Here is a 22,119-nt window from a genome sequence, read left to right as displayed (position 1 = left end):
GGAGACCCAGCGTGATTGAGGTAGTCAAATTCGAACGTCGTGACATGATCGCCACTATAACGATCAACTATCCTCCTGTTAACGCGCTGAGCGCTGTAGTGCGCCGCGGCATCGTAGATCATATGAGTGCCGCGATTGCCGATCCGGAGGTGAACGCTATGTTCTGACGTGTGCGGGCCGTACTTTCATTGCAGGGGCGGATATCACCGAGTTTGGCAAGCCGTCGGAGGCGCCGAGTTGGGACGAGATGATGGCCAAGCTCGAAAACTCGCCAAAACCCGTCGTCGCTGCGATCCATGGCAATGGTCTCGGCGGAGGGCTCGAGGTGGCGTTGGTCTGCCATAATCGGGTCGCGACCAAAGACGCCTTGCTCGGTCTACCCGAGGTCAAGCTTGGCCTTCTTCCGGGTGCCGGTGGTGGTACACAGCGCCTGCCGCGCGCGGTTGGACCGGAACTGGTCGTCAAGATGATTGTCGGCGGTGATCCGATCAGCGCGGCCGACGCGTTGAAGAACGGCTTGATCGATGATGTGGTCGGCGGATCCGGCTTCCGGTGGTGAGGCATTTGCCCGCAAGATCTTGGCCGAGAAACGGCCGCTCCGCCGGCTACGCGATGACGACTCCAAGTTTGCCGCCGCCAAAGCGGACCGCTCGATCTTTAAAAACGCGATCGCTGCGATGGCCAAAAAGGCGCGCGGTCGGAAAGCGCTGTTCGTTGCGGCGGACGCGGTGGGTGCGACGGTCGACTTACCATTCGACGAAGGCATAAAAGAGGAACTCGAGGGCTTCAATAGGCTCCTCGCTGGCGATCAATCAAAGGAACAGCGCTATGCCTTCTTCGCCGAGCGCGAGGCCAAAAAGATCGCGGGCGTTCCTGAAGGTACTAAGGCGCGGCCCGTCGAGCGTGTCGCTATCCTCGGCGCCGGCACCATGGGCGGCGGCATCGCGATGTCCTTCGCCAATGCCGGCATTCCGGTGACCCTGATCGAGATCGGCGAGGAGCAACTCAAGGGAGGCATGAGGATCATGCAGAAAAACTGGGAAGCGACCGCGGCGCGTGGCGGCATCCCGGCGGATGCGGCCGCCAAGCGCATGACGCTGATTAAGGGCATCGTCGGCATCGAGGATGTCGGTGACGCTGACCTGGTGATCGAAGCCGTGTTCGAAACCATGGCGGTCGAGAAAGAAGTGTTCGGCAAGCTCCACCAGTACGTCAAGCCGGGCGCGGTGCTGGCTTCCAATACCTCCTACCTCAACATCGACGAGATCGCGAAGTCCACCAGGCGTCCGCAGGACGTGCTCGGCATGCACTTCTTCTCGCCGGCCAACGTCATGAGGCTGTGCGAGATCGTGCACGCGGACAAGACCGCGCCGGAGCGAGCCACAATGCACATGGAAAGTACCAAGGTCGCGTCGAAGCCGAGCGGCGGTCTTCATCGACGAGACCTAGACGCGGACGGCACCGTTGCAGGGATCGGCCCCATGCGGGCATAGACTTACCGCTAAGGTTCCTCACGGCCGCTGGAAAACCGTGACCAACCTGGCGGCCCTACGCCATGACCGGATCGATGCGCCATGGTTCATCGAGGGACCAATCGATGGCGTAAGCTTTCGGATCTATGTCGAGAAGGTCCTCCTGCCGATATTGGTCCTGCCGATATCGTAGTCCTGGACAATCTCGGCAGTCACAGAAGCAAAGCCGTGCGCCAGCTCATCCGCTCCGCCGGAGCCAAAATACACATCGACCTGAACGCGTTCGAACAGGTCTTTGCCAAGCTCAAAAATCTGCTCCGCAAGGCAACGAACCGTCGATACGGTGTGCGCCGCAATCGGCGAGCTCCTCGACGCTTTCACACCCGAAGTATGCGCACGCGACCTCAAAAACTCAGGCTCTCGAAGCTAATGCCATGGCGCTTTAGGAGTTTGCCGCGACGTGTGGTGTCGATGATGGACGCGGTTGTCAAGCGATCTTCCGCGAGAAGGTTGCCGCAGTCAAACCGCGCCGTTAATGCAAGCGCTTCCAAGCGGCAGGCCAATGAGCTCGCGTGCGCCGCGCGTCGGCGAACGATCGGCAAGGGCAATTGAAAGAGCCTACGTGGCGCAAGGTGCCAATTTGGAGCCCGCCGTCCCACTTCGCAAGCCGATCCAGAGGGCAAGAAGTTCGGCGACTTCAGACCGCCGTAGCGCCACTCCACTGTAAACCATCTAGTCGCTCTCGTGCTTCAAGCCGCAGCGAAGATTCGCAATAAATGCTTCGCATTTGCTTTATCCCGCGCAGAATTACTGCTCTGTGACGCTTCATATTGCGCAAAAGCGGATGCCGAGGCTGATATTAATAATCCAAGAAACAAATCTATCACTGACGCGGCCGACTTGATCGGCCAAACCTCAGCGATCGCAGTTGCATGCTTTCCGAGGTAATTATCCTCTTTCGGGATACGGTGGGAGGCGCCGCACGAGAGCAGAAGCTCAACCCGAGATCGCGAAGTCCGCCGTTGACGTCCCGATAGCAGGAGCACCGGGGTTGGCACCCTCACGTTAGCAATCTTGACTACTATCAGGCGTGCTGGATGCGGGGCGTATCAGGAGATGTCGCGTATTCAGGAGTGAGCTGTGGAGCGTAATAAATCCAACAAGCCCCGAAAGCTGACGCGTGACGCTGATAGCGATCTCTCCACGTGGCGCGAAGCCAGAGCATGGCTGTCGCATACGCCGCGTGCACTGGAGGATTGTTCAGGAAGCCGGCGCTTGGTCGAAACGCAGCGGGCTCGATCCTCTGATATGGGACCGTGAAATACTAATTTTTATATGGGAGATGATAACATGGATGAGTTCACGCGCCGCGCGATCATTCAAGCCGGTCTCGCTGCCGTCGGTACGGCAGCCACCCCTCGCATAGCGATGGGCCAGGGTCGCAAGATTATCAAGGCGGTCGGCAAGATCGATGTGTATGACCCGGTTGTGGGTACATCTTACGCCACGTCCCGCCACGCCTGCCAAGTCTACGACACGCTCTTCGGGTTCGACCAGCAAGGAATTCCGCGGCCGCAGATGGTCGGCAAGTACGAGGTTTCGAACGACAAGCTCACCTGGACCTTCGAATTGCGCGAGGGGCTCAAGTTCCACGACGGCACGAGGGTCACCACGGCAGACGTCATTCCCTCGATCCGGCGTTGGGCGGAGCGGTCTGGATTAGGTTCCGCGCTATTGGAGTCCCTGAAGGACATTACACCCAGGGACGATAAAACCTTTGCGCTTGAGCTCAAGGAGCGCTTCGGTCTGGTCCCGGATGCGCTCTCATGGCCATTCATCATGCGAAAGAAAGAGGCCGAGACCGACCCGACGGTGAAAATCAGCGAGATCGTTGGCTCGGGCCCCTTCAAGTTCAACGAAGCCGAAACAAAGCCGGGAGCGCAATATGTCTATGACCGCAATCCGGACTATGTGCCCCGCAATGAGCCGCCCAGTGGCATGGCTGGCGGCAAAGTCGTCAAGATCGACAGGTTTATGTTTGTGCACATCCCGGATCCGCAGACGGCTGTCTCCGCGGTGCAGGCGGGCGAGGTTGACTTCCTCCCCGAGACGCCAATGGACTTGCTGGACCAGCTTTCGAAGGACGAGAACGTTAAGCTAGAGGCCCTTTACGGCGGAGAGATCGGATTCTACCGATTCAATTTTCTGCAGCCGCCTTTTGACAATGTAAAGTGTCGCCAGGCGGTGCTGCACCTCGTCGACCAGTCCGAATTCCTTAACGTGAATTTCCCCAATCCTGGCTATTACAAGACCTGCGCGTCTTACTTCGCCTGTGGCACCGCGATGGAAAACGATGCCAATACCGCCTGGTTTAGGGACGCGCCCAACGTGGACAAGGCGAAGCAACTCCTGAAGGAAGGGGGGTACGACGGACGTCCCGTTGTAATCCTACAACCGACCGATTGGCTGAACGGAAAAGTTGCTGCCGAGATCCTCGCCGCGCAGTTGCGTCGCGCCGGCGTCAACGTGCAGCTCCACGCAATGGCTTGGGCCGGGCTCGTGGCGCGCCGCGCCGTGAGGGGGCCTCAGGACCAGGGCGGCTGGAACATCTTTCCTTCCTCGATAGCGGTCGCGGACGCTGCCTTCCCACTCGGTGTTATCCAGCAGGCGAACGGCGAGAAGGGTATGTGGGGTTGGCCGAGCGACGCGAAGCACGAGGAGCTGCGTAAGAAGTGGGGGCAGTCCGACGCAATGGACGAGCGAAAAAAGATCGCTCGTGAGATGCAGGACAACGCCTGGAATTACGTGCTCTATGCCTGGTACGGCCAGTGGGTCCAGCCGTCCCTGATGCGCGCCAACATCAAAGGTATGCTCAAGAGCCCCTCGGGCTATTTCATACCTTGGTGGAACGTGGACAAGGTTTAGACTCAACTGTGGAGCTCCAGTGACTCTTCCCGAACAAATGTTCGAATTCGACAGCAAGCAGTATCCAGATCCACACGCGTCCGATCCACGCGAGTGCGGCTGGATGCTCGGTTCGCCACCACCGGACGACAAGCGCATTTCGTTCGCAAGCGGCAACTTTAGGGGGTTTCCAAGGAGGCGTTGGTCGTTTTCGCACATGCGCGAACTTGCACCCACGGTAAACGTGTGGCGCGGGCCTGGCGCGCCTTCGCTGTTCGAGCGCTACGATCGTGAAGCCGAGATCGACGAGATGAAGTCCACCGACGCTGAGGGCCGCACTCGCCGATTTGACGAAGCCCTCACCGATACCTATGCCGACGGGATCGTGGTGCTGCACCGTGGACGCATCGTGTACGAGCGGTACTTCGGTGCGCTCGAGCCGCACCTGCCACATCACTGCATGTCGATTACAAAGTCATATGCAGGAACGCTCGCCGCCTCGCTCCTGCATGAAGGCGAGCTTGAGGGTGGCAGGACGATCTCCCACTATGTACCGGAGTTGCGGGGATCCGGCTGGGCGGACGCGACGCTACGTCAGGTGATGGACATGCAGGTCGCAGTCGACTACCGCGAGGACAGAATCGAGGGCTGGTCATACGCGAGCGGTAGCTGGCCGCGCCCGGCCGACTACGCTGGGCCGGTCACCTTATGCGATTACATGCGCACGGTGAAGAAGGAGGGCGAGCATGGCGAGGTCTTCGACTACAAGACTGTCAACACCGACGTGCTGGCGTGGGTGCTGGCGCGCGTGACCGGCCGTTCGTTCACGCAATTGCTTCAGGAACGCTTATGGGCGCCGCTTGGCTGCGAGCAGGACGGCTACATCACGGTGGATCCAGCTGGAACGCCGAGCGCCGGCGGCGGTCTGTTCGCAACGCTGCGCGACGTGGCGCGCTTCGGCGAACTCATGCGGCGAGAAGGCGACTGGAATGGCAAGCAGCTCATTCCCGCCGCGGTCGCATACGACTTAAAACGAGGCGGCGATCCGGCTAAGTTCGCGAGGGCGGAGTATACCCTACTGCCCGGTTATTCCTATCTCAGCATGTGGTGGATTTCGCACAACGAGCTAGGCGCGTTCGAGGCTCGGGGTTCCTACGGCCAGCGCCTGTACATTGCACCGAAAGCAGAAATGGTGGCGATGCGATTCTCGTCGCATCCTATCGACAGAGGGGCTGGCGACGGATCCTTCATGCCACATCTGCTCGCGTTGGCCCGCAGGTTGCGCGAATAGGTCAGCAATAGCGAACAACTCTAAGCAACCTCACAGCTATCGGGTCGAGAAGGCCGGAGGCATCAAATCCATGTTGAGCTATATTATTCGGCGTCTGCTTTCGATTCTTCCTGTCATGCTGATCGCAGCAATCATCATCTTCGTTCTTCTACATCTTGCGCCCGGCGACCCCGCGGCAGTCATGGCAGGCAACAGCGCAACACCGCAAACCATCGCGGAGATGCGCAACAAGATGGGCCTTGACGAACCGCTTTGGTGGCAATTCGGTGTTTGGGCTCTCAACCTGCTACAGGGCGATCTCGGCCAATCGATCCTTTGGGGGACGCCCGTCACGACGCTGCTCGCGCAACGCATTGAACCCACCCTCTCACTCACGATCACGACCACGTTCTTTGCAGTATCCCTGGCGCTGCTACTCGGCATAGCGGCCGCCGCAAAGGCCGGCGCAGCGTTCGACCGGCTCGTAATGGCGTTCGCGGTGCTGGATTTCTCGATACCGGTGTTTGTTGTCGGGTACGGGCTCATTTATATTTTCGCAATCAAGCTGAAATGGCTTCCTGTACAGGGCTATTCGTCTATCGCAGACGGCTTGGGGCCGTGGCTGCGCAGCCTAGCGTTGCCGACGCTGACTCTCGGCTTAATCTTCATCGCGCTGATTTCCCGCATTACCCGTTCCACTCTGCTCGAGGTGCTCGACGAGGATTTTATGCGAACGGCGCGTGCCAAAGGCGTCGCGGGTGGGCCGCTGCTGCTGAAGCACGCGTTGAAGAACGCGGCACTGCCGATCGTCACTGTGATTGGCATGGGGCTTGGTTTTCTCATCGGCGGAGCCGTTATCACCGAAACGGTGTACAATATTCCGGGCATTGGTCGGCTCCTCGTCGACGCCATCTCCCAGCGTGACTATCCGGTGATCCAGGGCGTCACACTTGTGTTCTCGGCGGTGTACATGCTCGTCAATCTCGTGGTCGATCTTTCCTATCCGCTATTCGACCCAAGGATCCGTTACTAATGTCCGCGTTCGTTAACGAAGGTGCTGCGGCAGCGCCGCGAGTGCGCAACGGCATCGGCGACTTCGTGCGCCGCAACCCGACGATTATGGTAGGCATTGCGTTGCTCGCGTTCGCCGGCGTGGTCGCCATTACCGCGCCACTGATCACTGGAGATCCTCTCGCCATCTCCACCGTCAATCGCTTACGAGCGTCCGACGCCGAGCATTGGTTTGGTACCGACACGCTCGGCCGGGACGTCTTTGCCAGGACGCTCTATGGTGCGCGGATCTCGCTCGCGGTTGGGCTTTCGGTGGCGGTGCTGTCGGTTATCCTCGGCCTAATGATCGGTCTAATCGCTGGCTATTATCGATGGATCGACGCCTTCATCATGCGGTTCATGGATGCGATGATGGCGATCCCATCGATCCTGCTCGCGATCGCGCTCGTCGCCGTCACGAAGGGCGGTCTGGCCGTCGTCGTTATCGCCATCACCATTCCGGAAATCCCGCGCGTGGTGCGCCTCGTGCGCTCGGTTGTGCTGTCGACACGCGAGTCGGCCTTCGTGGAAGCCGCCGTTGCTTGCGGCAGCCGCGACTTCAAGATCATCCGTCGCCATCTTCTACCCAGCACGATTCCATCGTTGGTCGTGCAGGCAACCTACGTCATTGCCGCAGCGATGTTGTCCGAGGCGGCGCTGTCCTTTCTCGGTGTCGGGGTGCCCCCCGAGATTCCAACCTGGGGCAACATGATCTCGGAGCACCGGCTCTACCTAGCTCGCGCGCCATGGACCATTTTTTTCCCCGGCGCGTTCCTGACCATCGTGGTGCTCGCCGTTAACCTCTTGGGCGATGGGCTGCGCGACCGCCTCGACCCCCGCCACGCCCGCCGGATGTGAGCCAGACCATGACTGCAACTGTCACCACGCCCGTAACGCCATCCATTCTCAGCGTCGAGAATCTTCGCACCCATTTCTTCACTCGAGATGGTGTCACGCGCGCAGTAGACGGCGTGAGTTTCGATGTCAAAGCTGGCGACACACTCGGCGTAGTCGGCGAAAGCGGTTCCGGCAAAAGTGTCACAGCACTGTCGATAATGCGCCTGCTGCCGCCTAAGCTCGCGCGCACCGTCAGTGGGCGCGTGCGACTTGAGGGGCAGGATATTCTGACACTCAGCGAAGCCGATATGCGCGAAATTCGCGGCAACCGCATGGCGATGATCTTCCAGGAGCCGATGACGTCGCTTAACCCAGTGCTCACCATAGGCGATCAGATTGCTGAGGCGGTGATGATCCACCAGAAGCGGGCAGAGCCGGAGGCGATGGAGCGTGCGGCCGAGATGCTACATCTTGTGCGCATTCCCGATGCCGAGCGGCGCCTGAAGGACTACCCGCATCAGTTCTCGGGCGGCATGCGCCAGCGCGTGATGATCGCCATGGCACTGTCCTGCAACCCGAAACTGCTGATCGCCGACGAGCCTACAACGGCGCTCGACGTAACTATCCAAGCGCAGATTTTGCGCCTGATGCTGGAAGTGAAGGAGCGCATCGGCGCCGCTGTTATGCTTATCACTCACGATCTTGGCGTCGTCGCCGAGACCTGCCAGCGCGTCATCGTCATGTATGCGGGGCAAAAGGTCGAGGAAGCTGAGGTGAAGGAACTCTTCGACCGACCGCTGCATCCGTACACGCGCGCGCTGATCGCGTCGCTTCCGCGGCGGGGCAGCGCAGGGCGATCTAAACGTCTCTTCGAGATTCCCGGTATCGTACCGACGCTCAATCAGCCAATACGGGGCTGCGCGTTCGCCCCGCGCTGCGCGCATGCCACCGAGCGTTGCCGTGCCGAGGCGCCGCCGTTTGAGCCGCAGGGGGAGACGCATTTCGTCGCCTGCTGGGAAGCAGTAAGAGTGTTTGCGGCATGAATACACCAGCCCTCGAAGTTTCCAACCTCCACAAGTACTTCTCCGTGCACCGGGGGATCCTGCGGCGCGAAATTGCGCAGATCAGGGCGGTTGCCGGAGTCACGTTTTCCGTCGCGCGCGGCGAAACACTTTGCCTAGTCGGCGAGAGCGGTTGCGGCAAGTCTACTGTGGCCAAGCTCGTCATGCGCCTCTCCAAACCCACCGCCGGCACCATACGGCTCGATGGTAAGGATGTGACGAACCTTGACGAAGGCGAAATGCGGAAGCACCGGCGACACGTGCAGATGGTCTTCCAGGACCCGTACGCATCACTCAATCCTAAGATCACCGCCAGCACCATTGTGGGCGAGCCGATCGAGAACTTTGAGCGTCTGTCCGCCTCCGAAAGAGAAGAGCGGGTGGCGGTTATCCTGCAGAAGGTGGGTCTGCGCTCAGATGCGATGCGGCGCTACCCATTCGAATTTTCGGGCGGACAGCGACAGCGCCTCGCGATCGCGCGCGCGTTGGCGGTAAATCCGGGCCTTATTGTTGCTGATGAGCCAGTGTCTGCACTCGACGTATCGGTGCAGGCGCAGGTGCTCAACTTGTTGATGGACCTGCAGGACGAGTTCAAGCTCGCCTATCTGTTCATCAGCCACGACTTGGGTGTGGTCGAACACATCGGCCATCGGATCGCGGTGATGTACCTGGGAGGCATCGTCGAGACCGCCCACAAAGAAGCGATTTTCGGCGAGCCGCTGCACCCCTACACTGAGGCGCTCATCGATTCGGCGCCAATCGCTGACCCGCGCGTGAAACGCGAGCGGCTGTTGATTGAAGGGGACGTACCCAGCCCAATGAATCCGCCTTCAGGCTGCCACTTCCACACGCGCTGTCCATACGTTACCTTAAGGTGCCGCCGAGAGGACCCGCAATTGCGTGAAGTGGTGCCAGACCACTTCGTCGCCTGTCACCTGCGTGAGGACGGCTATCGAGGGCCGCTGCCGCGGCCCGCGTAATCGCGTTGAAGCGACCTGGAGAACCAGCCAATGCTCCTCTTCGCTGCATCGCTCTCTAGCGAAAAAGAACTTCGCTTCACGCGAGCCGAACCAAATAAGATCTTCGTGCGGTTCGATCAGGATCTAGCTACTTCAGGCAATGCCTGAGGCTGCGTCCCATCGAAACCGAGCCCTTATGCACGACGACGTTTGATTCAAGAATTTGGGTAGGCACATGACGGATGGCCCCAAAAGATGCGTATTGGAGGTCGCGGAGAAGAGTTGGGAGCGCGCTTCGCCAAAACCAACAAGCAGTAGGCCGATAACTCTATCTGGGAGCGAGGGAGGGATCGGTTCTGAAATTGCAAACCGGCTCTTGCTTGAGGGCGCATGCCTGGCGCCATTGGTCACCGAGAGGTCGCCACAAATGGCGTGTTGGTAGACTTCAGGGATGATCGCGATCTCGCGGCCGGTGTACGTAGTATCGGTGGTCCACTAGACGGCATCGTTTTGGCACATGGTTTGTTCAGAGGCGGGAAGCTGCGCGAGATCACTCACGCAGATTGGAGAGAGGTTCCAGATGCCAATTTGAACAGTGTGTTCACGATTCTTCATGCCGCTGATGAATTCCTTCGAGACGGCGCGAGTATTGTCATCATCTAGTCTACTGCCGGACTAGATCATAGCTACACCGGCGGTGCTCAATATATCGCAAGTAAGTGGGGAGTGAATGGCTTAGTCCGTCACCTTTGCTATGAACGAGCCCAGCGACAAATTCGCATCAACTCTGTTTGTCCAGGGACGATAAACACCCCCATGGGCCAAATAATTGGTGAAGAAGAAGCAGAGCGCATACGCGGCGTCCCACTGAGGAGGATGGGTGAACCAACCGAGATCGCCGCAGTCGTATCCTTCCTGCTGAGTCCTGGCTCGAGCGACATCACCGGCGCAAACATTCCTGTCTCAGGCGGGTTTATCTGAGCAAGCATGCTGGCAGGACGACCTTGCGATGGACCATCCACGCTTGAACCACTCACGAAGTGTTTGGGCAACGGTTTGTCGCGCTTGTTCGGATAGCGAATGTAGCTAGTCGCGGAAAACGTCTCTCTTAGCACTGCGCCGAAGTCAGCGAGACTCATAGTATTGAGCGACGGACGCAATCATCTCTTGGCCGCAACGGAGTCTCGGCGAAAGGGATACGATCGAGGTTCGAGGCTACTTGTGCGATGAGATTGCAGATCGAGTAGTTGCCAGCGGCAATCGATCGGCTGCGCGAGGTCCTCGGATTTTATCTCAGTATGCCGACGAGCGCGTCCTGCTAGCGCGCCGATGAGAAGATCGTCTTGATCGCACCAGCCATGTTGCCGATCTGGCGGCCATATTGAGGGAGTGACCCAAGACCAAATAGCGGCACGGCACCACCACGCGGTTCGCTCCATGAAGGTCCTGATGGCCCGGTCATCTCCCGGGAACCGCTATTATCATCAGGAGCTTTCACCTTCGTGCGCCACATCCATCTAGGCAGCAAACGGCCGCGCCTTTGTTTCCATTGAGGCCATGCGTTCCTAGTGCTCAGGCCTTTTGCGCGCAGGAATCCTGCGTTGCGATATCAAGATTGCACATTTTTCCTTGGCAGCCGGGCATTAAGAAGATTTTGCGCCTCCGAGACGCGCTAGCGTCCATATAGGAGAGGCAACGCTCTACGATATTGGATCGGAATGAACAGGTTGCATGCATCATTACCTTTACTGGCTCAAAAGGTCCGCCTCTTCTTCAAAACTCGGGCTCAAAAGACAATGATGTTAAAGGATATCGGCCGTCTTTGACCTCCACGAGAATGCTTTTTGTCAATTTCACGACCAGCCAGGCTTAACCAGGGGGACTTCAAAATGCCGACATCGATTAGGGTGGCTCTCGGCAACTTGGCGCGGGTTTTAGGCGTTAGCGCTATCGCTGCGACCTGCCTTGTCGCGGGGGCGCGGACACTCCGTGCTCAATCTACTCTCGATCGGCTGCGTGGCGGTGAAAATGTTGTTATCGGAATCGCCAACGATCCCCCATTCATGAGCTTGACCCCGGACGGTAAGCCGGCCGGCATCGGCCCAAGCATTGACAAAGCTGTCTTGGGACAAATGGGCGTTTCCGCTGTGGCGGCGCAAGTCATGGAGTACGGGGCACTTATTCCCGCGGTGCGCGCCAACCGAATCATTTTCGCCTCGGGAGGAGCCCTGAATATAACACCGGAAAGGTGCCAGGCGGTTCTCTTCTCGGAGCCGACCACGTGCATGGGCGATGCCTTCGTAGTACGAGCCGACGCTGGGCAATCCGTCACGACATATAAAGACCTTGCAAATCGCGGTCTCAGGGTCGGGGTCTGCGGTGGATGCACGATGGAGAAGTTCGCTTTAAGCGCTGGTGTGAAACGGGAAAACCTCGTCATTTTCCCGGACGACGTAAGTGGCTTTAAGATGTTGCTCGACAAGCGTATCGACGTCTTGGCGAGCGGCGCGGGTCCCATGGCGCACGTCCGAGCGACGTCCAGCAATCCCTCGTTAACCGCGTTGATCCAGGTCAAGGATGCGCCAGTGAGTTGTACAGGAGCCGTGTTCAGGAAGGACGACGCCGAATTCCGCAATGCATACAACGTCGGACTCAGAAAAATCCAAGAGACTGGCGAATATAGCGCCATCCTTAAGAAGTTTGGAAATGAAGAGCTAGCAACCCTTGTCACTAGCCGGTCTACCGCTCAGCTCTGCCAACAGTAAGAAATCTGCGGGGACTTTCGCGACGGCGACTGCTGCTTCTTGCAACCCTAGTTGCCGTCGCGATTCTTTGCATGACGCGCGATGCAGTCGATCTCGCGTTCGCCTGCTCGCCAAGCCACTATGAATTCCTCGCGAACGCAAACACCTGTTCACGCGTTGGCTAGCTTGAGCGTCCTTTTGCCAGACAGCCGCCTCGTCCTGCGTCGTCGGCATTCCCGCGATGAGTCTTCTGGAGCCGACATGATCCCCACAATGGTTCAGTTTGATGGTGTTCGAAAACTCTACGGCGCTTATCCTGTTTTAAGCGATTTAACTTTCAGCGCGTCACTTGGCGAAAAGTTGGCATTGATCGGCGCATCCGGCTCCGGCAAAACGACAATTCTGCGCATCTTGATGACCCTAGAGGCAATCGACGGCGGTAGCGTTACCGTCAATGGACGATCGCTGTTGAGTGCTGAGACGGTTAGCTTACGTCCACGGGAGCGTGAGGCTCATCTGCATGAGGTGCGCAAAGACATCGGAATGGTCTTCCAGCAATTTAATCTATTCCCGCACATGACCGTACTACGCAACGTTGCCCTCGCGCCTATCCTCACTCAAGGCCTCTCCAAGTCGGCTGCTGAAGCACTTGCCATGCATCAATTAGATTTGGTCGGTATGGCCCATAAGGCACATGCAGTACCGACAGAGCTGTCGGGTGGACAGAAGCAGCGCGTGGCGATTGCGCGTGCGCTTGCCCTAAAACCTAAAGTCATGTTGTTCGACGAAGTCACTTCTGCGCTTGATCCCGAACTGGTTGAGGAGGTGCTCAACGTTTTGCGCAAGCTCGCGCTGGATACGGACATGACAATGCTGCTTGTCACCCACGAAATGAGCTTTGCTCGCGATTTTGCCGATCGCATCATCTTTTTGGACGGCGGCCGAATTGTAGAGGATGGAGCGCCGGCTGAGATATTCTGCAATCCCCAGCAAGATAGGACCAAGCTTTTCCTACGCAAGATTGTCGCCGCGGGGCTGAGCTTATAAGATGGCGGAGTCTATCGAATATCTTCCTAACATTCTTGCGGGCGCGGTCCTTACCGTAGAACTCACACTCTTGGGTAGCCTCATCGCTGGGGTGGTCGCGTTCACAGTTGCGTTTGCGCGTCTTTCAAACTCCGCTTGGCTCCGTATTCCGGCCAGAGCCATTATGGAGTTTTTTCGGGGAACATCCATCTTCGTGCAACTTTTCTGGGCGTATTTTGTCCTTCCGTTGTTTGGCATTTCGTTCACGCCGTTTCAGGCGGGGGTCACCGTTCTCGGGCTAAACGGCGGTGCCTACATGTCCGAAATCGTCCGTGGCGCCATGCTGGCTCTGCCACGCGAGCAATTCGAGGCTTGTATTGCTCTCAACTTCAGCCCCTGGCAACGCTTGGGCTATGTGCTTCTGCCCCAGGCTCTACGGTTGATGATTCTGCCGTTCTCCAACAGCGTGGTCGAACTGATGAAGGCTACCGCGATCGTCTCACTGATTTCACTATCAGACATGACTTTCCGGGCGCAAACAGTCCGCACCCAAACCGGCGACGGTGCTTTGCCGTTTCTAACTATCTTAAGCGTGTACTTCGTCCTGGCGATCACCGTTTCCACGCTGCTGCGTCGGGTTGAGCTCCGTCTCACGCCGAACTCGGTCAGGGGAACCTGAGATGGATTGGGATTGGTCCTTAGTTTTCGAGATACTGCCCCAGTTACTCGAAGGGGTTGAGATTACTGTGCTTGCTAGCCTGCTCGGCTCTGCGTTAGCCATGATGTTCGGACTTGCGATCGCCATCGGCCGGCGATCTAGTTCACGACTTTTGCGGGCACTATTGCACTCTTATGTGGAATTCGTACGTGGGACTCCGCTTCTCGTTCAACTCTACTTCGTCTTCTACGTACTACCGGACATTGGTATTCTGTTGAGTCCTCTCAGTGCTGGCGTGGCTACGCTTGGAATCCACTATGCAACATATACCTCCGAAGTATATCGCGCGGGCATAGATAATGTGGATCGCGGATTCTGGGAGGCAGCCAAAGCTCTGAACCTAACAAGGCTCCAAACTTGGCGGTATGTCATCATTCCGCTAGCGGTTCCTCCGATGCTGCCTGCGCTTGGCAACTACGTCGTTTCGATGTTCAAAGAAACGCCGCTGCTGTCCACGATCACAGTCATTGAGCTGATGGCTCAGGCCCGCATAATCGCCAATGTGAACTATCGCTATGTTGAACCGATGACCATGGTTGGCATTTTCTTTCTTGCAGTCAGCATACCTTCCGTCATTGGCCTGCACTATCTCGAGCGTCACTACGGAACAGGCCGTGAGCGTCATCGCAACATGTCCATATTCTAAGCTGACGCCGCCATATGACGCCGCATAACCGCGGCGTCTGGAGGTCAGCTTCAATTTACTCAACTTCGAAGCGTGCAAATTGTAACCCCAATCTGGAGGCAGAAAATGCCAAACGTCCCGTGGCCCAACAACGCTAAGGTCGCCGTTAATCTGACTTTTGATTTCGATGCAGAAACTCTATGGCTGTCGCGTGACCCTGCCAATATCGATCGACCTGGAACGCTGTCACAAGGGACCTACGGAGCGAAAGTTGGCGTTCCGAAGATACTCGAACTACTTTCCAGCGAAGGCCTGCCAGCCACGTTTTTTGTTCCTGGGTGGGTCGTGGACAACCGAACCCACGTCGTAGAGAAAATCATCAAGGCCGGGCATGAAATTGCCCATCATGGCTATTTGCACAAAGCAGTCGATCCGAAGGACCCTGAACTGGAACTGGAAGAGCTCGAAACCGGTATTGAGGCGATAAAGCGTGTCGTAGGTATTGCTCCTGTCGGCTACCGCGCGCCGTCGGGGGAAACCAGCCCCAATCTGGTACGTCTTCTGAGTGAGCGCGGCTTCCTTTACGACAGCAGTATGACGGACGATGTTGAACCTTATTGCCACTTTCTGCAGGATGGATCCCCTAGTCTCGTCGAGCTACCTTGGCACTGGAGCTTGGATGACGCTCAGTATTTGTTAAGCAACGCCAAGACTCATCGCCCCATTCAGACAAACGAGCATATCCTTTCGATCTGGAAAGCCGAGTTCCACGAGGCCTATCTATCGGGCGGCTATTTCAATCTCCTTATGCATCCGCAGGTGACCGGACGTCCTTCTCGTGTTCGCATGTTGAGCGACTTCATTGCCTACGTAAGAAAGCACGATAATGTGTGGTTTGCGCAGAGCCAGGATGTCGCCAATGCTTGGCTACAGATTGGACCGAAACAGAGCGCCGAACCAATGATATCACCTTTCCTCAAGGTGGGTCAGGACGGCACCATTTCGCAGTGCTAGACCTTTTCACGCATTAAGTTGTGCAGCAGCACACCGTCCGACTCATTAGAAGGGTTAGAAGGGTTAGAAGGGTTAGAAGGGTTAGAAGGGTAGAAGCTCCCACTTGTTTTCGGGAGCTCTTACGTGCGATGGACTTGACCGGCTCCTCCAGCGTGATGGCGGGAACGCTGCGAGGAACCGGCGAAGCAAGCTTATCTGGATCGCAAGCTATCGGTTCATAGTCATCGCCGATCCCAGATGCCGCGGTACCCATCCCATCGGAAGAACGGAATTATGGAGCTTTCCGGTGAGCAGCCTCGTTTCGCTTTTTTGATCCCCGTAGATAGCACCATCGGTCTTTAGTTATAAGCTCCAGCCGTGTTGTCGATCCTCTAGATGGCGGATGCGATGAATCGGATGCATTGGGCTGCCCTGCCTACCGCCCAGGCAGCATTCGACCTTGAACAACGCGAGCGGTAGTCGAATCCAGACGTCGGTCAATTCATGCGATGACGGGCCTTTGTTGATGATTGCGACTGCCCGACCGCCGGAGTAGCCATTCGACGGCGTCGCGTGAGCGTTTCAAGGACCTATGGTCCGCACCTGCAATTGCGCATAACATGCATCGCACGTATTCAATCTTACGCTTGCCGACTACGCGCTTGGCGTGCTGCATCAGTCGCTATTCGGATGCGATCGGTGGGAAGGATCAGGGAGTAGCGATCACATTGCCTGGCGCGGCCTTTCCACACAATCCCGGAAACAATGAATTAATCCTGCGGGGCGGCCATCCAAAAAAAAGCATACCGACGCTGAGCATGGTCTACTCAGTGCATGACCGAAAAGTTAGCTGAATCTCGCTCGCGTACTCGGGAGGTTGAGCCTTGCCGACAACGAACTGTGGCCTCGGCTCGATTCCGTTAAAGAACCGTCGGGGCTGACGGCTATCCTGGATGTCGAGTTTAGGCGCAACGAAATTGCACGCCGGGGACGGAAGTCTCGAGGTTTCGCCGGTTGTGTCAGCTTGAGGATTATATGACCCTGTCAAATTCGCTCGCCACAATGGATGTCGCGACTTCGCTGCACCCGTATACGGATGCACGCGCCTTTGAGGCGACGGGGCCTCTGATCATGGATCGGGGGGACGGCATTTATGTCTATGATTCTAGCGGCAAGCAGTACATCGAGGCGCTTGCTGGATTGTGGTCGGTTGCCGTCGGATTTAGTGAAAAGCGCTTGCTCAGCGCGGCTATGCAGCAGATGGAAAAGCTGCCATATTATCACATCTTCGCCGGCAAATCGCACGAGCCGTCTATCAGGTTGTCGGATAAACTAGTCGAGATTGCGGACGATCAGCGCCTGTCAAGAGTGTTCTATACTAACTCCGGCTCCGAGGCGAACGATACGATAATTAAGCTTGTCTGGTTCATGAACAATGCTTTGGGCCGGCCTCAAAAGAAAACGTTCTTGGCTCGCAACAAAGCCTATCATGGTATTACTATCGGCGCGGGCAGTCTAACTGGCCTGCCCAACAACCACCGCGATTTCGACCTGCCTGCAATCCCAGTAGTGCATCTGACTTGTCCGCACTACTACCGCTTCGGGATAGATGGAGAATCTGAGGCCGAGTTTACCCAGCGCCTGCTGGTCGAGGCCGAACACACAATATTGCAAAAAGGGCCTGAGACGATCGCCGCGTTCATCGGCGAGCCCGTTATGGCAGCCGGCGGCGTCTTGCTGCCGCCGGAAGGCTATTGGCCCGGCATCGAAGCGCTTTGCCGCAAGTACGATATTCTCCTAGTCGCGGATGAGGTTATTACCGGCTTTGGGCGTCTGGGCACGTCGTTCGGGTACAAAAAGTTCGGTTTCTCGCCCGACATCGTCACCGTCTCGAAGCAGATCACGTCAAGCTATATGCCGTTGGGTGCAGTCCTGTTCGGAGAGCGTATCTACAACGCCGTCGCCGACAACTCTCACAAAATCGGTACATTCGGCCATGGCTATACTGGATCTGCGCATCCCGTCGCTACAGCTGTCGCGCTCGAAAATCTGAAAATCATCGAGGAGCGCGACCTGATTGGCAACGCCGCAAAACTACAGGATCAGTTCCAGGACCGTCTTAGTCAACTGGCTGAACTTCCGTTTGTCGGAGAGGTACGTGGTGTGGGCCTCATTTGTGCCGTAGAGCTTGTCGCGGACAAGGCTTCGAAACGCCCGTTCTCGAAGCCTGGACGAGTGGGTACTCTGGCAATGCAGATTGGCCACGAGCAAGGTCTTATCTTCCGCTCTATCGGCGATACGCTGGCACTATGTCCACCGTTGATCGTGACTGAGGACCAAATTAGCGAGATTGTCGCTCGGATGCACCGCGTTTTGACTCTCACTGTGGCTCAGATTAAAGCCCTCGGCATCGATTGAACCGACGGCGGCATTCCTGATCTATGATCATGCTTACTATCTTGAGAACTCTAAATCTGGCGCAATGGCGTCCGCGATCCTTCTTGCCGCCATCTGAAGCGGTGACGTCGAAGGAAACGTCGATATTGTCGAATTTGTGTGACCTTGCCCCCGGGTTTTATCCAGTCCTGAGTTCGCCCGTGCCGTTGGTGACGTGCCCCCGCCAAATTAGGCCAGTTTGAACTGGAATTTTCCATTTATGATCCCCTGACGGGACGAGGAGAGTTCCATGAAGGCATCGAAGTTTTCAGAGGCGCAGATCGCATTTGTTTTGCAAGCTGAAGATGGCTCGGCAGTGGCAGAGGTCTGCCGCAAGGCCGGGATCAGCGAGGCGACGTTCTACAATTGGCGGAAGAAATATGCTGGCCTGTTGCCCTCAGAGATGAAGCGGCTGCGTCAGCTTGAGGAAGAGAACAGCAAGCTGAAGCGGATTGTCGCCGACCTGTCGTTGGACAAGGCCATGCTTCAGGATGTGCTGTCAAAAAAGCTCTAAAGCCTGGCCGCAAGCGTGAGCTTGTCGACAAGGTGCGAAGTGACTGGAAGGTCTCGATCAGGCGGGCCTGCTCGGCTCTTCGGATCGATCGCGCACTGTACGTCTACAAGTCGAAACGCGCCGGCCAGGCCGCTCTCAAAAGTCGGATCGAGGACATCTGCGAGACGCAGGTGAGATACGGCTATCGCCGGGTCCATGTCCTGCTGCAACGTGACGGCTGGGCCATCAACGTCAAACGCGTCTATCGTCTTTATCGGGAATTAAGCCTGCAATTACGCAACAAGGCGCCGAAGCGTAGCGTCAAGGCTAAGCTGCGCGAGGATAGGACGGAAGCACGCCAGATCAATGAGACCTGGGCAATGGACTTCGTTCACGACCAGCTCGCCACAGGCCGCAAGATTCGTGTTCTCACGATTGTGGACACCTTCAGTCGCTTCTCGCCAGCCGTCGATCCGCGCTTCAGTTATCGAGGCGAGGATGTCGTGCTGACCTTGGAGCGTATCTGCAAGCTCCTTGGCTATCCCAGGACGATTCGCGTCGACCACGGATCAGAGTTTATCTCCCGCGATCTCGATATCTGGGCTTACCACAAGGGCGTGGTGCTGGATTTCTCGCGGCCCGGAAAACCGAGACGACAGCTTCATCGAATCTTTCAACGGCAAGTTCAGAAGCGAGTGCCTGAACACGCACTGGTTCCTGAGCCTTGACGACGCGCGGCAGAAAATGGAGGATTGGCGTAGAGACTACAACGAAGTCCGGCCCCACAGCGCGATCGGCAATAAGGCGCCGATATCGCTGTTGAATGGCTCATCGGCGCCCCAGCCGGCATGAGCATAACCCCGGCAAATTCCAGCGCCGGCTGGCCTAGGTTTGGGGAGCACTTCAGTCTTGGGCCAGAACGAACTTCAAACTGGATTAAGCCCAAGGGGCAAGGTCATGTGTTTCGTAGGAACGGGCGAATTCAACCCGGACAGCGTCGCCCTAGCAGCTATCGTCCGTCCTATAATTTTACGCGCCCGTCGCCCACTTCCGTCATCGACGCCGCGCTCGATGATCCGCCCCACGTTACGTGAGCAGCTCGGTTCTACGTCGCCAATCGCGATCCCGAACTTGTCTCGGCACGCTGTCGCCTCACACGACAGCCGAGCACTGGCGGAACGCCCTCAAACTGGCTGTAGGCATCCGTTTGGGCCGTTCAGCTTGGCCTGGTTGTTCGAGGGCAGGCGTAGGACGTCGAGCCGCTGTTTGGCTAACCTGCGGCGATGCGTGCAAGATTGGTGGTGAGCCAACCTGAGATCGACGATTGTTCAAGCCGGGCGACGTCGAATAGAGTTGCGCTGGTGGCCAGCTTCGACCGTCGCCATCGAGCGCGAACAGACATTCTTGCGCTCGAGTACGCGCTGACGCTTGCTCCACCACGAGCAGTCCATCTCACATGACCGCCAGCTGATGTGCCCCTCGGGCGGGTAGAGAGATAGAGAACGATCGTTTTCTGTTACAACGTGCGAAGCAGTGTGCGGGCTTACTGATGAGATGCGCGGGCTTCATCGCGCGCTGCACGGGGGGTGATTCTGGTGATGAGCTCTATATACGTGGCAGGGTCTGGTACGCAGTAGCGCAGCAGCGAGTGCAATCTCTGCTGAGCTAGTGCGCGTGGTCCCTCGCATCATTGGCTCATGAGTTAGATCCTGGCGATATGACTACCGCGCTCGATATCGTTCTCTGGTCCGATCCTGGCAGTCCTAGTGGCGATCTGATCATACTCTCGAGGCAGCCGAATGAGAATTTGATTGGCCGCATTGGCGAGCGAGCGGTTGCTTCAAGCCACCGGACTGACCCGTGGTGCGTTGAAATAAGTCGATCTGCAGGGGCTGATTGCAGAATTTAAGCGGTAAGGCGCGGTTTGCTGCATCAAACGGCATTGAAATCCCGTTATCTTTAGGAGGAGACCCAGCGTGGGTGTTTGACGTTCTTGGCCGGTAAAGGGAGATGACTTTGACAGGCGTCGCGCGGCCAGATGTCCACACGTCTTCCCATTTCACCTCGAGGTTCTCTCGGTCGATGAGAACCCGATCTTGATCCACGTGGGGCGATTACTCAAAGCTACGTCGCTGTTCTGGCTTAGTGCAAATCGAGGCCAGCGTGATTGAGTGTCTGTGGATGTTGCGTGCGCGGAACGCAGTAAGTTGTGCTCGCGCGCGATGCGCACCTGCGACGTTTTTCGCTGCCTACTACAACCGACGTCATTCTGTTTGGCGGTGCTAAGGTCTCGCTTGACGCGAGTCGAGAAGTCTTGGTCCGCAGCCAGAGGTGAATCCACACGCCGTAGTGATCGATTCGGAATCAAACCAGGGGAGAACTATGAGCGATCAAACCAACACTGCACCTAAAACTTCCGGCCTCGATCGCCGGAGTGTCCTGCGGGCCGCTGCCGCCGCAATGGCGATCCCTGCGGTTGCGCGAGCTACGGCCGCCTTTGCAAAGGAGAAGCTCTCCGGTAGCGGCGAAGTCGTTGTGTTTGTGTGGGGCGGTTCAACCACCGAAGCAGTACGTAAAAACGTATTCGAACCCTTCACCAGTACGACTGGCATCAAAGTTAGCGACGTGGTGGGTGATATTGCCGAGCCCCAGGTCAAGGCAATGAACCAAGCCGGCCGTGTGGATTGGGACATCGCCCCGATACAGGCGTCCACCTATCCGGCGATGAGCCAGGCCGGTATGTTCGTTCCGATCGACTATAGCCTCTGGGACGACGAATCGATCGAAGGCGTACCTAAAGCCGTGCGCATGAAAGACGCATTCCCCGTGATCCAATCGGGCCAGGTGCTGGCTTATGACGAGCGCGTATTCGGAAAGAATGGACCAAAGAACTGGGCCGATTTCTGGAACGTCAAGGCTTTCCCTGGGCCGCGCGGCCTCTACGCTCCTATCGGCAAGTTCAGCATCATTCCCGCATTGTTGGCCGACGGCGTCGCTAAGACCGACATCTGGCCGCTGACGGACGACAAAATTGATCGAGCATTCAAAAAGCTCGACGAAATTAAACCGCACGTGGCGAAGTGGTGGACATCCGGTGGTGAATCGGGCCAGCTCCTTGTCAATCGCGAGTATGTGATGACCACTGCCTATGAAGCTACCATAATTGTGCTAGCCCGGCAGGGAGCGCCGCTGGGAATGGTGTGGGACAACACGCCTGTCAATTACACGTACTGGACGGTACTCAAGGGCGGGCCGAACAACGAAAATGCGCAAAAGCTGATCGCATTTGTGAATCGAGCAAAAATTGCTGCCGGCTGGACGTTGAGCTTGCCCGAGCCTGGTCCGAATGTGCATCAGCTCCAATATCTCCCGTCCGATCTGGTCCCGCTGCTCAGCATCAGCCACCCCGATAGCTTGATCATTGAGGACTCCGCTTGGCTTGGCACGATGCGGCCGGACGGCAAAACCAATTACGATCACATTCAGGAGCGGTGGCTGGCGTGGCGGGCACGATAATCTTCCCACCACGAG

The 22,119-nt window shown here is 57.3% G+C and carries 15 protein-coding genes and 3 pseudogenes; all 18 read left to right on the top strand.

The window, feature by feature from the left end; translation table 11 throughout:
- Positions 1-11 precede the first annotated feature (11 nt).
- Positions 12-1,376: pseudogene (locus AB3L03_RS12020) on the top strand (3-hydroxyacyl-CoA dehydrogenase NAD-binding domain-containing protein); the annotation flags it as partial.
- A 20-nt stretch (positions 1,377-1,396) separates the two neighbouring features.
- Positions 1,397-1,902: pseudogene (locus AB3L03_RS12015) on the top strand (transposase); the annotation flags it as partial.
- A gap of 920 nt (positions 1,903-2,822) precedes the next feature.
- A complete protein-coding gene (locus AB3L03_RS12010; protein WP_368508651.1) occupies positions 2,823-4,397 on the top strand; it encodes an ABC transporter substrate-binding protein in 1,575 nt (524 codons plus the stop codon).
- 19 nt (positions 4,398-4,416) lie between these two features.
- Positions 4,417-5,667: a serine hydrolase domain-containing protein gene (locus AB3L03_RS12005; RefSeq protein WP_368508650.1), complete on the top strand. Its 1,251-nt coding sequence runs from the start codon at positions 4,417-4,419 to the stop codon at positions 5,665-5,667.
- A gap of 70 nt (positions 5,668-5,737) precedes the next feature.
- Positions 5,738-6,679, top strand: coding sequence for an ABC transporter permease (locus tag AB3L03_RS12000; RefSeq protein WP_368508649.1), 942 nt, complete (start codon positions 5,738-5,740; stop codon positions 6,677-6,679).
- A gap of 41 nt (positions 6,680-6,720) precedes the next feature.
- Positions 6,721-7,554: an ABC transporter permease gene (locus AB3L03_RS11995; RefSeq protein ID WP_240543934.1), complete on the top strand. Its 834-nt coding sequence runs from the start codon at positions 6,721-6,723 to the stop codon at positions 7,552-7,554.
- 8 nt (positions 7,555-7,562) lie between these two features.
- On the top strand, positions 7,563-8,576 hold the full coding sequence (locus AB3L03_RS11990) for an ABC transporter ATP-binding protein (RefSeq protein ID WP_085349014.1): 1,014 nt from the start codon (positions 7,563-7,565) through the stop codon (positions 8,574-8,576).
- On the top strand, positions 8,573-9,574 hold the full coding sequence (locus AB3L03_RS11985; protein WP_085349013.1) for an ABC transporter ATP-binding protein: 1,002 nt from the start codon (positions 8,573-8,575) through the stop codon (positions 9,572-9,574). The genes AB3L03_RS11990 and AB3L03_RS11985 overlap by 4 nt, the downstream gene beginning before the upstream one ends.
- A gap of 369 nt (positions 9,575-9,943) precedes the next feature.
- Positions 9,944-10,216 (top strand): SDR family oxidoreductase, encoded by a 273-nt coding sequence (locus AB3L03_RS11980; protein ID WP_368508648.1) that lies wholly within the window; start codon positions 9,944-9,946, stop codon positions 10,214-10,216.
- 45 nt (positions 10,217-10,261) lie between these two features.
- Positions 10,262-10,534 carry an SDR family oxidoreductase gene (locus AB3L03_RS11975; protein ID WP_085349011.1) on the top strand — a complete coding sequence of 91 codons (273 nt, stop codon included), beginning with the start codon at positions 10,262-10,264 and terminating at the stop codon, positions 10,532-10,534.
- A gap of 908 nt (positions 10,535-11,442) precedes the next feature.
- Positions 11,443-12,318 carry an ectoine/hydroxyectoine ABC transporter substrate-binding protein EhuB gene (gene ehuB, locus AB3L03_RS11970; RefSeq protein ID WP_368508647.1) on the top strand — a complete coding sequence of 292 codons (876 nt, stop codon included), beginning with the start codon at positions 11,443-11,445 and terminating at the stop codon, positions 12,316-12,318.
- Positions 12,319-12,558: 240 nt separating this feature from the next.
- A complete protein-coding gene (gene ehuA / locus AB3L03_RS11965; protein WP_368508646.1) occupies positions 12,559-13,344 on the top strand; it encodes an ectoine/hydroxyectoine ABC transporter ATP-binding protein EhuA in 786 nt (261 codons plus the stop codon).
- A gap of 1 nt (position 13,345) precedes the next feature.
- The gene (gene ehuC, locus AB3L03_RS11960) at positions 13,346-14,002 is read left to right on the top strand and encodes an ectoine/hydroxyectoine ABC transporter permease subunit EhuC (protein WP_085349008.1); all 657 of its coding nucleotides are present in this window, start codon (positions 13,346-13,348) and stop codon (positions 14,000-14,002) included.
- Between the two features lies 1 nt (position 14,003).
- Positions 14,004-14,687, top strand: coding sequence for an ectoine/hydroxyectoine ABC transporter permease subunit EhuD (gene ehuD, locus AB3L03_RS11955; protein WP_368508645.1), 684 nt, complete (start codon positions 14,004-14,006; stop codon positions 14,685-14,687).
- A gap of 105 nt (positions 14,688-14,792) precedes the next feature.
- Positions 14,793-15,680, top strand: coding sequence for a polysaccharide deacetylase (locus AB3L03_RS11950; RefSeq protein ID WP_085349006.1), 888 nt, complete (start codon positions 14,793-14,795; stop codon positions 15,678-15,680).
- A gap of 1,014 nt (positions 15,681-16,694) precedes the next feature.
- Positions 16,695-18,077 carry an aspartate aminotransferase family protein gene (locus AB3L03_RS11945; protein ID WP_085349005.1) on the top strand — a complete coding sequence of 461 codons (1,383 nt, stop codon included), beginning with the start codon at positions 16,695-16,697 and terminating at the stop codon, positions 18,075-18,077.
- Between the two features lie 268 nt (positions 18,078-18,345).
- A pseudogene (locus AB3L03_RS11940) lies at positions 18,346-19,440 on the top strand (IS3 family transposase).
- Between the two features lie 1,530 nt (positions 19,441-20,970).
- Complete coding sequence (locus tag AB3L03_RS11935) at positions 20,971-22,104, top strand: ABC transporter substrate-binding protein (RefSeq protein ID WP_085348590.1); 1,134 nt, start codon at positions 20,971-20,973, stop codon at positions 22,102-22,104.
- Positions 22,105-22,119: the final 15 nt, after the last annotated feature.

This window comes from Bradyrhizobium lupini (assembly GCF_040939785.1).
GTDB lineage: Bacteria > Pseudomonadota > Alphaproteobacteria > Rhizobiales > Xanthobacteraceae > Bradyrhizobium > Bradyrhizobium canariense_D.
This window is presented reverse-complemented; position numbering and strand designations above follow the sequence as displayed.